General features: G+C 50.3%; 3 protein-coding genes. 1 reads left to right on the forward strand and 2 read right to left on the reverse strand.

Annotated features, from left to right (window positions below; all coding sequences use genetic code 11):
* Window positions 1-35 precede the first annotated feature (35 nt).
* Together AACS05_RS11145 and AACS05_RS11150 are read right to left on the reverse strand one after the other, a co-directional pair.
* Window positions 36-8,624, reverse strand: a complete 8,589-nt coding sequence (locus AACS05_RS11145; protein WP_045442766.1) for a GH36-type glycosyl hydrolase domain-containing protein — start codon at window positions 8,622-8,624, stop codon at window positions 36-38.
* Between the two features lie 153 nt (window positions 8,625-8,777).
* Entirely contained in the window at window positions 8,778-8,942 is a 165-nt protein-coding gene (locus AACS05_RS11150; protein ID WP_223306990.1) for a YnfU family zinc-binding protein, read from the reverse strand.
* Window positions 8,943-9,793: 851 nt separating this feature from the next.
* Between AACS05_RS11150 and AACS05_RS11155 the strand changes: the two genes are divergently transcribed.
* Window positions 9,794-11,077: a TolC family outer membrane protein gene (locus AACS05_RS11155; RefSeq protein WP_045449606.1), complete on the forward strand. Its 1,284-nt coding sequence runs from the start codon at window positions 9,794-9,796 to the stop codon at window positions 11,075-11,077.
* The last annotated feature ends 69 nt before the right edge of the window (window positions 11,078-11,146 follow it).

Genomic DNA, 11,146 nt, shown 5'->3' on the forward strand with positions numbered 1-11,146 from the left:
TAACGGCGGACGTTAATGCGCATATTTAACGAGCTTCAGTTTTGAAGGATATCAACAGTATGAGATTGTCCATCATCCAACAGCGAGATTCTGTCATCAGGTAGAAGAACGCCATCCAGTATGACCTGGTATTCGCCATCACCGCGCGAAACGGTGATGTAATACTCACTGTTGCCATGCTGGTAGGTCATGCTTAAAGATGTCCAGCCATCCGGCAATTGAGAATGAATGGTCAAAACCGTACCGGAACGTTTTATCCCCAGCAGTTCCTCTGTTAGCAGGCGGTATGCCCAACCTGCAGAACCGGTATACCAACTCCATCCCGCACGCCCGGTATGGGGCGCGATGCTGTAAACATCCGCACTCATGACATACGGTTCGGCTTTATAGATTTCTACTCCGTTTGCACTCAACGTGTGGTTTATTGGATTTATCATTGACCACAACTGCCACGCACGCGATGTATTGCCCATTCGGGCAAATGCCATCACTGCCCAGATGGCACCATGTGTATACTGTCCACCGTTTTCTCGCACGCCTGGCAGATAACCCTGAATGTAACCCGGATTAGGCCCGTGACCATCGAAAGGGGGGGTTAACAGTTTAATCAACCCGGCATCGTTATCGACCAGGTGCTTATCCAGTGCCAGCATGGCCCGCGCACTATGGTCCGGGCTGGCTGCCCCGGACAATACGGACCAGCTTTGCGCAATCGCATCAATCCGGCAATCCTGAGAGGCTTTCGATCCCAGCGGAGTCCCATCGTCAAAATATCCTCGCCGGTACCATTCGCCATCCCAGGCTGAGGACTCGAGATTTTTTTGCAGGAGCAGGGCCTGCGAACGGCACATCGACGCGACAGTGGTATCCTGACGTTGTTCCGCCACTTCTGCGAAGCGCTGCAAAATATCGTACAGGAAGAATCCAAGCCAGACGCTTTCACCTTTACCTTCAATGCCGACCCGGTTCATCCCGTCATTCCAGTCCCCGGCCCCGATGAGCGGCAGGCCATGCGGCCCAAACTGTAGCCCATGCTGAATGGCTTTTACGCAGTGTAACCACAGCGATTCTTTTGTGTCACTGATGACAGGGGTATCGTAGACAGACTCTTCCCGGGGAGGGATCGGGCGGCCCTCCAGATACGGGATTGCCAGTTCCAGCACATTCATATCTCCCGTCGCTTCTACATAGTGGCAAACAGCGAGCGGGAGCCAGAGATAGTCATCCGAACAATGTGTACGCACGCCATTGCCGTGAGGTGGATGCCACCAGTGTTGCACATCTCCCTCAGCAAACTGTCTTGAGGCACAAAGCACAATTTGTTCGCGCAGACGTTCTGGTTCAGCATGGCTCAGAGCCAGTGTATCCTGCAACTGGTCGCGAAAACCAAATGCGCCGCCGGACTGATAATAACCACTACGCGCCATCAGACGACAGGCGATTGTCTGGTATAGCAGCCAGCCATTTACCAGCAAGTTAACGGTGGTATCAGGTGTGTGAACCTCGATTTTGTCCAGCACGCTGTGCCAGCAACTGTGTACCTTGTTCAACTCCTGGCGGGCGACTTCTTCATCCAAATAACGGGCGATTGTCACCTGGGCCTGAGCCTGGGTTTCCTCTGCGCCAAGAACAAAAATAAAGGTTCGCTGGTCACCATCAATTAATGTGGTCGCAGACTGTACCGCGCCACATGGATCCAGCCCGGCACCTGTTTTTCCTGAGAGCCTGCGTAATTTTATGGCTGCCGGGTAATGCAGGGAACCATTGCGGCCAATAAACTCACGGCGATCGCCTGTCAGTGAACAATGAGGGCCGCTGACGGCGAAAAAGGCGGTACGTTCATTACCGTTGGCACCGTAAAAATTATTGGCCATCACGCCGCAGCCATCCGGGATATTCGCAGAATGCGTCACAATATGCAGGGCCGATCGGGTTCGCGATTCCCCCAAAGCCCATTCCACATAGCCGGTAACGGACAGTTTACGCGTGCGCCCCGAATTGTTGCTGAGCGTCAGGATCGCCAGTTTGACGGGCTCCAGTTCAGCGACAAGTATCGTCAACTCACTGTCTATACCACTTTCACGATGAGAAAATACGCTGTAGCCGAAACCGTGACGGGTCAAATAATCACCCTGACCGCGTAGCGGTAACGTGGTCGGTGACCAGCAGGCACCGCTTTCTTCATCGCGCAGATAAAATGCTTCACCGCTGCGGTCGCTGACCGGATCGTTTTCCCACGGTGTTAACCGGTATTCATGCGCATTCTCATACCAGCTGTAGGCTTGTCCGGCTTCCGAGATTACGCTACCAAAACGGGCGTTTGCCAGTACGTTGGACCAGGGGGCTGGAGGGGGCGCATTTTCCCTGAGTACAATCTGATACTCACGACCGTCCTGAGAAAACCCGCCGTAACCGTTGAAGTGGCGTAACTGACTGGTATCCGGTGTCCAGTCACTGTGTTGATTGTTCCGAACCGTAGTGTGGGGAATCAGTGGCCTGGCCAGAATTTTGGTTGTATGGATCCGCTGGTTGAGCTGTTCATTAATTCCACCCGCGCGGTCATCAAGGTACAAACAGGCCACACTCATTAGAAGTTGTTTATCCTCGGCGCTCAGATGCTCACCATTACGCACAAAAATCCCGCCGGATTTATCTACCAGATTTGCTTCTGACCCGGCATAAATTAAATCCATGATCTTATTTTGCAGGGTCTGTTGGTAGCCTCCTGGGCTGTTATTCATAATAACCAGATCCACTTCCAGACCTTTCAGCCGCCAGTAGCGATGCGCCTGAATAAGCGTGGTCACCGTGTCGATACTCTCTTCGCTGACGATACTGAGCAGGACAATCGGCAGATCGCCGGAAATCGCCCAACCCCACAGGCCAGACTGACCCCGACGGTTACGGCTGATTACCTGGCTGTCGGCGCGTAATTCCTGGCAGGGGTAAAGCACCGCACTGGCGAGGCGATTAAATAGCGAAGCATCATCTTCACTGGCGTTCATCTGGCGTAATACCACCAGGCTGTGAGACCAGGCGACTTCGAAGACGCGATCAGCGATGGGGCGATCGCGATATTTTTCCAGCAGGGCCAGGCTTTGCTGACGACTTGCGCTGATGCCATAGACGATATCCACCGTCACTGGTTGTCCAGGTTGTAACGTAATTGTATGGCGTATTGCCAGAATGGGATCCAGCACTGACCCTGAGGTATTACTGAGTGGTCCATTTAAGCCAGTGGCAAACGCATTGGCCGGATTTCTGCCGCGCCCAAGAAATTTCGCTCTGTCGGTTTCAAACGAAGCGCCTTTATGGTTATCGCCACGCACGACCATCATGTGAAACAGGCAGGGACTCTGTTCGTCCGGCGAGCGCGGACGCCTGTGACAAAGGATGGCGTCACGGTCATTATCAAGCTCGGTCTGGATAAATAAATTACTGAATGCAGGATGCGCCAGATCGCTTGCTTCAGGTGCCAGTACCACTTCGGCATAAGTGGTTAGTTCGAAGGTTCTTGGCTGGCGACCACGATGTACCAGTGTCAGTCGGCGAAGCTCAATATCATCCTCCGGAGAGACCACAACCTGTGTTCTGACGCTCACTGTGCCGAAATTGCGTCTGAATTCTGCGCCGGCATCGGTAAAAATAACTTCATCACGGCTATCACCATTACTGACAGTTGGTTGCCAGGTATTGCTCCATACTTCTTCGGTCTGCGGATCGCGGATATAGCAAAATGCCCCCCAGTTATCCCGGGTGCTATCGCTGCGCCAGCGGGTGAGGGCAATATCGTTCCAGCGACTGTACCCACCGCCGCCAGCGGTTAACATCAGATGGTAATGGCTGTTAGACAACAGCTGGACCTCGGGTACCGGACTGTCCACGTCGGTGAAAACACGCGGTTCATAGCGAACCGGTTTAACTCTTCCTTCATGAGATTCAAAATGACGGCGCGGGCTATAGAGATCGACTGCATCCGGTACGCGCTCCTGTAACAGCAGGCTTGCTGACTGGAAAGCGGTACTCGACATGAACCGGTCTGCCATTGGAGCATTAAGCAACACGTGGGCCAGTGCCTGGAATGCCATTCCCTGATGGTGCGCCATCCAGGACTGCACGATGGCATACAGTTGTCCGGTGGCGAGGCGTGATGGCGTATAGTCCAGCGCTTCATAGAAACCGTATTCGCCGCGCGCACCGTTTTTGTCCAGTTCGAGCAGATTCTCACAGGCTTTCTGTGGCGCAATCATCAGAGCCAGTAATGTGGCATAGGGGGCAACGACCATATCGTCAGCCAGCCCGCGTCTCAGACCCAGGCCAGGTACGCCAAACGCCTGATACTGATAATTATGCTGAACATCAAAAGCATGATAACCCGACTCTGACACGCCCCATGGCACACCGCGCTCTTTACCCCAGTCTATCTGGCGCTTAACCGCAGACTGGCTCATCTCATCAAGCAGACAGCCGGGCCAGGCAGGCATAACCAGATTCGGCATAAGATATTCAAACATCGAGCCGCTCCATGACATTAATGCGGTTTCATTGTCGATGGTAGTAAACAGTCGTCCCAGGGCATACCAGCTTTTGAGCGGCAGTTGGTTAGTCGCAATGGCGAGAAAACTGGTCAGACGGATTTCAGAGGGCAGGAGGTCATAGTGACTTTTATCCAGCGTATTGGTATCGCCGTTGTAGCCGACGCTGAGCAGATTGGTTGTTTCACTATAAAGGAAGGTGAAATCCATTTGCGCATGGTCGTTCAGTCGTTGCTCCAGTTCAGTGATAATGTCCAGTCTCATGCGTGCCAGGGTGATAGCCGAAGCAGGAGGCGTGCCTTCCCCGGTATGCTTCGCACGGGCAATCCAGCTCAGTGTCGGCAGCGTAGTGGTGTCATACGATGGCGGTAACCAGCCGAGCAAATGTGACCATTCATGACATACCTGAACCAGTTGATGCTCCAGATGCTCTGCCCAGCGCACCACAAGATGACTCTCTTGCTGGCACTGAGCTGTCAGATGATTACACTGGGCGCGCATTTTTTTAAGTTCACTGAACAACTGTACCGGAGGCAATGACATCGCGCTGAGGCAATGTTTGCGCAGCAGTCGCATACCGGTTGGCGTATTCTGTCCCCAGTGCTTCTCCAGAATAGCCATTGTGTCGTTCAACCCGGTCAGTATCTGCTCGCAGTTTAAAACCGGCTGATGACGCATAGCGCTCAGACCTTCGCGCAGAGTCAGTAAATGGCCTGCCATATTGCCGCTGTCAACGCTGGAGATATAACGTGGGCTAAGAGGCGCCAGCGTTCGGGTGTCATACCAGTTGTACAAATGACCGCGGAAGTGCTCCATTTTATCCAGCGTATCGAGAGTGAGCGTCACACGTTGCAAGACTTCGCCACCAGGCAGATAACCAAAATCCCAGGCCGTCAGGTTGGCCAGCAGAGAAAGGCCAATGTTAGTGGGAGAAGTGCGATGCGCGATTGTCGGTTGCGGTATTTCCTGGTAATTATCAGGTGGAAGCCAGTTCTCCTGCTCTGTAGCAAACGTTTCAAAAAAGGCCCATATTTCGCGGCTCGTCTGGCGTAACAACTGTTTTTGTTCCTGATTCGGTGAGAATGTTTTACGTACAGGCTGTCGGCTTAACCAGCTTAACAGCAGGGGAGTCAGACACCACGCTACGCTGACGGGTAGCGCAACGGTCAGAAGCAGTGGAGCAAAATGTGCCGTCAGAGCTGCAAAGGTCACACCGCTTGCCACATTCATCCACATCGCCCGATAAAAACGAAAAACTGAGATATGGGATTGCTGATTATCCGGGCTGTGGCTGGTCCACTGGTTGAGATTTTGGTGACTGATACCGAGGCGCCAGAGCGTCACGCCAATCGCGTACAGCGAATATCCGGCTTCATGCGGTAATAACAAAAAGTTCAACCCGATGCTGGAAAGGCGCTTTAGTGCTCCGGCCGCGACCAGCAAGAGATGTTGTCTTAACGGACGGCGAAGAGGTTTATGCAGCAGATCGTAAGTGATGCTCAACATTGCAGGCAGCAGCCATACCAGTGCCAGCACGCCAAGCCAGTAAAACGGATTGGGTACCAAAAGCACGGAGGAAAACAGCAGTGCCAGCATAGAGGGGGCTACCAGGCTGCGACGCAAATTATCGAATAGTTTCCAGTATGATAGTGCGGATAACGGGTTTTTTCCCCGGCTTCCATCCGCCTTTCTGACGCGAAGTTTTAGCCAGTTCAGCAGTTGCCAGTCGCCACGGATCCAGCGGGTGCGGCGTGCAACGTCCGACAGATAGTTGTTCGGATACTGCTCATAGAGCAAAACCTCACTCAGTAGTCCGGAACGGGCATAGCATCCTTCCAGTAAATCATGGCTGAGGACCAGATTTTCCGGGCAGGTGTTGGTTGTGGCCTGGACAAAGGTATCGACATCATAAATGCCCTTGCCGACGAACGATCCTTCTCCAAAGAGATCCTGATAGATATCTGAAGACATCATTGAATAGGGGTTATTACCCGGAACGCTGCTGCGCATGGCGGCATAGCGTCCCTGGCCATTTCGTGGCATCTCTTCCGCCAGTCCGGGTTGTAAAATTCCGTATCCCTTAACGACTCTTTGACGCTGCGGATCATACTCTGGTCGATTCAGCGGGTGCGCCATCGTCGCGATCAGCTTATGTGCAGTATCGCGTGGCAGAACGGTATCGCTGTCCAGGGTGATGACATATTTAATGTGCCGTGGTAACAAATGGGCGGGCATGTCTGCCACGCTGGAAAATTGTGTTGTGGGATGGCGTAACCAGGTGTTCAGTGATGCCAGTTTGCCGCGCTTACGTTCATAACCCATCCACATACCTTGAGTGGGATTCCATTCAGGTTTTCGGTGCAGCAAATAAAAGCGCGGACGGCTGGCAGGATAGCGCTGGTTTAGCTCCTGCGTCTCTGCGATTGCCAGGTTTAACAGGTCGCTGTTACCTTCAGTATTTTCAAGTGTGGAGTCTGCAAAATCGGTAAGAAGGGCAAAGCAGAGGTTTTTATCCTGATTGCCGAGCCAGCACACTTCAAGACTGGTGAGCAGTTTGCTGATACTTTCATGGCGGGTCAGCATACAGGGAATAGCCACCATTGTGGCGCAATCATCGGGGATCCCGGTTGAAAAATCCATCCGTGGCAGCGGGCGAGGGATTCGAAAACGTGTCGTCGCCTCGCTCAGCAGATCGCTCACTAACTGGCTGACAGCCACAATTAACGGCAATGCCATAGCGATTAGCAACCATCCCATTCCCTGCAGCGCCGTATCGTGCAATATAGCGGCTGTTGTTGCCGTGGTCAGCAGGCTCAGGCTACCCAGCCAGGACAGCAGGGGGATTTTATTGAAACTGTGCCGCAGGCGTATGAGTCCAGGTGTGTCAGCCGACAGTTGAATTTCCAGTTTCTGGCGTCCTTCACCTGCCAGATAATAGCCAATATGATGACCGGGCGTTTCGGGCTCCGCTTCCTGAGAAAGCAAGAGCACTCGGTTGGCCACTTCCAACTCACTGAAGTGACTGTCTCGCGCCAGAATTTCAATAACATGGCGGTAATGATCCCGTGTATCAAAGTGCATTCTGGAATAAATGGCAGCAGGGTCAAGACGTAAGGTCTGTTCAACCACGCTTATCGTCTCGACAAAATCTGCCCAGTTAGTTTCACTTAGTAATCGTAAACCGGCGATGCTGTTACTGACAGAAAGCTGACTGGCAGCAAGCTGTTGATTGAAGCTATGAATTAGCTCATCGGTAGTGACACCCTGTTCAGCCAGGCGCTGCTCAACCCAGGTCAAAGGTAACGCCAGTGCATTACCATGTCCCTGCAGACGACGGACCAGTTCTGCGACAAATGCACTACTCAACGGTGGGCGTGAGCGCGCCATATCGGCAATCACCAGGATTAAATCTGCAGGGGCGTTCTCCGCACACTCGAAAATCCGTGTTATCCAGCTATCTGCCAGGCTACGTTCTTGCTGCGCCTTAACGACTTCCATACTGACGCGACGCAGGTTTTCGATCAGGGCCAGTCGCAACATACCCGGTAAAGCCCAGACTTCCCCTAATGTTAGCGGTGTCACCTGTTGGTAGGCTGAGATATAGCTGGTCATGCTGGCGGTATCCCAGCGTCCGTCGCCATGCGCAATCGCCTCTGACGCTACATCGTATATGCGCGGGCAATTATGGGGAGATGTCAGAGAAGGAAGGCCTTTGCCGAAGCTTTTCGGCAAGTGCTGGCGAACGATACGGATTTGTTCCTCAATCAGATAGTAGTTGTCCAGTAACCACTCTCCGGCGGGCATAATGCTGTTTTTTTTCCCTGCATTAAGCTCATAGCAGTTTTGCGTGATCACGGCTTCATTATCACCAAGACGTTTGAGCAAATAGTAAGGCAGTTTGTCCGGTGATAATTTATGTGTGCGCGCAAGCTTTTGACCGTATCGTTCCATCTGAGGCGTCGAAAACAGCTCTGAACGCAGGTTATTATTATTGTCAGCGGTAGGATCATTAGCCGGAAACGAAACATGTCCGGAGGTATTCGTCAGGATTCGGGAGCGGCTAAACCACGCCCTGGGGTTCATTTTCATAGCGTTGCTCTGATGCGACATAGCGCGCAAGAGCAGTTGTGAAATCAGTTCAGAAACGTTCTCTCAGGATGGGCGTAAGGCATCAGGGATTTAACAGCTGCTGGTGTATGTCTAAGTATAGAACATCGGGTTTGTGTTACCCGGTATCTGGAACTAGCGTTTGGGGACAAACAGAGCTTTACATCCAGGACAAAGCATTGCCTGTTTTAGACGGATTTTGGAGACAGGCTGAGATGATTTTAAGCCGCAAACAGGGCAGGTGATAGTGGTCGTCGATGCACCACTGAAGAACTTCATTGCGTAATCGATAAAGGACATGATGATTAACCTCTCAATGAATGTGTGTCACTCTACCACATCCGATTAAAATTTAATCTGTTTATTTCCCCATATGCACGTCATCATGCGTCATTATGGTTCGACAATACCTCCAGTTTTTCATCCATAAAAACGTCCATACGTTGTGAGCGTAGCGTTGCGGTTAGAAACACAGTAGATGCGGGTTCATATCAATTCCAGATCAATGCAATCCAGTTACAAAAGCTATTCGTGGCGCATCAGCAAAAAAACACCTTGTTAATGGCCTACACCCTCATAAAGGATTATTGACCTTTTTGGGGGTGAAAATTCTTAATTTTGTTTCATTGTGCTGTTGGTTTTTTTGTCTGCTGGTGTGATTTGATGGAGATTGCTATTCTGAATAAAAATCATTCAAAAATATTTGTCAATAAATACCACAGGTCTTGGTTAAAACTGACTTTTTTTGAAAATCTTTGAGTAAGTTCACAATGAAATTAACGCAAAAATATGCAACTGTCATGAGAGAGGAATCTCATATATAACAAAGGCTTTTTCTAGGGGTGTAAAAAACAACCTTTCGATTTTTTATAAAGATTGCACAATATTCTCTATTTTGTTAACGCTGTATTAACATTGTGGGTGTAGTTAGGGATCACAGTTTTTGTTATGCTCCAAATTAATTGATTTTATTGGCGAAGCTCCTATTTCACAGTTTCTTGATTAATCAATCCGTTATGGAAAAAGAAAATTCATTCCTTAATTGATTCGTAGTAAAAACGAATTCTGGAGGAGAGTCGATAAATAAGGAGGCTTATGTGTGGGCTTTTGTACCCTTAAGGCACAACATATTTTATTTTTTATTTGCAGGCATGATCGTATGTGGTACTGCGAGAGCCTATAACGGTACACCGAACACAGCCCGAGTTGCGTATGTGACACTGAAGGAAAGTATTCTTTTCGCTTTTGACCGTGACCCATCAATAAGTCAGCAGGCCGCTCAAATGGGAATTGGTCAGGCGCAAATTGACGAAGCACGAAGTGGTTGGATGCCGCAAATATCACTTAATGGCAATACAGGGCATAGCCAGACAACAGACTCAAGCGGCTCACTACAAAACTCAGCAACATGGGGGCTAAGTCTGACACAGCTTGTCTATGATTTTGGCAAAACGAACAGCGCAATCAGTCAGTCTGAAGCACAACGAGATAGTTACCGGTACCAGCTTATGGCCACATTATCTAGTGTCGCTGAGAAAACGTCTCTCAGTTACGTTGAGGTCAGACGCTATACCGAATTGACACAAGCAGCGAAAGAAAATATTACTGCGCTTAAAAATGTTCAGCACATGGCACGATTGCGCGCAGATGCTGGTCTGAGTTCTACGTCTGATGAGCTTCAGACGCAAGCGCGTGTCGCGGGAATGCAGGCAACGTTTGAACAATACAATGCAGCGCTGAGTAGCGCGCGGGCAAGACTTGCTGTGTTAAGCGGTATTGATGCAGAGCAGTTGCAACCAGTACCTGATGAATTAGTCGTTCAAGAGGATTCTCTTGATAATATTGATTATTCATTAATTCCATCTGTACTCGCCGCAAGGACAATGGAAAGGTCTGCTCAGTATGCCGTTGAAAAAGCAAAATCACAGCACTGGCCGACTCTAAGCCTTAAAGGTGGGCGTACGCGTTATGAATCGGATAACCGAAGCTATTGGGACGATCATGTTCAGCTAAATATTGATGCCCCTATTTATCAGGGTGGCTCGGTTTCAGCGAGAGTTCTCCAGGCTGGAGGGGCACGAAAAATGGCAATGTCGCAAGTCGATCAAGCGCGATTTGATGTACTACAAAAAGCGTCAGTTGCTATGGCGGACTGGTCCGGAGCACACGGCAGAATAAATGCCGGAAATATACAATTGCAGAGCGCTCTGCGTGCTCGCGAGGTTTATAAAAATGAATATACTCTTAGCAAAAGAAGTATTAATGACTTACTAAGTGTTGAACAAGATGTCTGGCAAGCAACGCTATCAAAAATAACGGCTGAATATGATAGTTGGAGTGCCGCAATTAATTATGCTACAGCCCTGGATAATTTATTACCTGCTATAGGTGTTGAAAAAAATGCTGCGGCGAAATTACCTGATCTAAGTTATTAACGAAAATAAAACGCTGTAAAATTGCTTAAAAAAACTGAAGACAATGGGAGTCATTCCCAGAGATTGCTA

The sequence above is a fragment of the Citrobacter sp. S-77 genome, from assembly GCF_963864895.1.
GTDB lineage: Bacteria > Pseudomonadota > Gammaproteobacteria > Enterobacterales > Enterobacteriaceae > Citrobacter > Citrobacter murliniae.